Consider the following 1127-nt stretch of genomic DNA (forward strand, 5'->3'; position numbering starts at 1 on the left):
ATTTCAATCATGCGTGCGCTGCCGCCGCCTTTGCGCCAGTTGAAATCCCAATAAACCAAGTCATCGTACGGCTCGGCAGCGCGATGGCCGCAGCCGTTGATTTGTTTCATGTCTTTCCAGCGTGAAATGCCCAGTGAGCTGGTGAAGACATGGAAGCCGTTTTCATGGGCGTATTGCGCCGCTTTTTCAAAACGCATGTCGAAACACATGGTGCAACGGATACCACGTTCAGGTTCAAATTCCATGCCTTTGGCTTTGGCGAACCATTCTTTGCGGTCGTTTTCGTAGTCGTCGTCTTTATCGACAAAGGGGATGCCAAATTTGTCCGCAAAACGCATATTTTCTTCTTTGCGCAACATATATTCTTTGTGCGGATGGATATTGGGGTTATAAAAATAAATGGTGTAGTCGATGCCGCTGGCAAGCATGGCTTCCATCACTTCGCCGGAGCATGGGGCGCAGCAGGAATGCAGCAGGACTTTCTTATGGCCGCCCGGTGGAACGAGGATGGGGCGGTCAATATCGGTAACGATGGGAGTGTTTAATTCGGTCATGGTTGGATTCTATTTATTGTTAAGTGTTTCAGACGGCCTTGGGTATTGAGGCCGTCTGAAATATAAGATGAAGCATATATTTTAACAGAGCTACACTTTATGGAACAGTTTGCTACTGCTTTTCTTTTTCGTTCAATGGCTTGAACTCTTGCACATCCGGAGGCGGGGCTGCAAAGATGGTGTCTGGATTGGGGTGTGCCGCAAATTCTGCCAGCAGGTTGCGATAGTCCAGTGACTGTTTCATCAGTTCGGCGGCGGCGGTGCGCAGGTTGTCCACGTCTTCCGGCGGCAGATAGAAACTGGTCGGAATATTCAATACCTTGTCCCTCAGCTGGGATGGCGGAAGGTCTTTGAGATTCAGGCTGACGAAAGAGAAATAGATGTTTTCATTTTGCTTGTCTTTGTTCCATTGGTCGACAAAAGCTCTGAAGCGGCGCAAAGATTCTTACGAATGTTGGTCGATCGGGATATTCACGATGGCGGAAACGACATCTCGGAAACCGGGTACGGCAGCGCTTTTATCCAAATTGCTGCTGACTTCGTTTTGGGCATTGACGTTGATGACGACAATAT

General features: G+C 48.7%; 1 protein-coding gene and 1 pseudogene. Both read right to left on the bottom strand.

Features of this window, described 5'->3' with window-relative positions; genetic code table 11:
- The coding region (locus ACTHUM_RS14925) for an epoxyqueuosine reductase QueH (RefSeq protein ID WP_440403283.1) at positions 1-554 on the bottom strand (554 nt) is incomplete at its 3' end.
- A 112-nt stretch (positions 555-666) separates the two neighbouring features.
- Positions 667-1127: pseudogene (locus tag ACTHUM_RS14930) on the bottom strand (patatin-like phospholipase family protein); the annotation flags it as partial.

It is taken from the genome of Neisseria sp. P0021.S006, assembly GCF_051956895.1.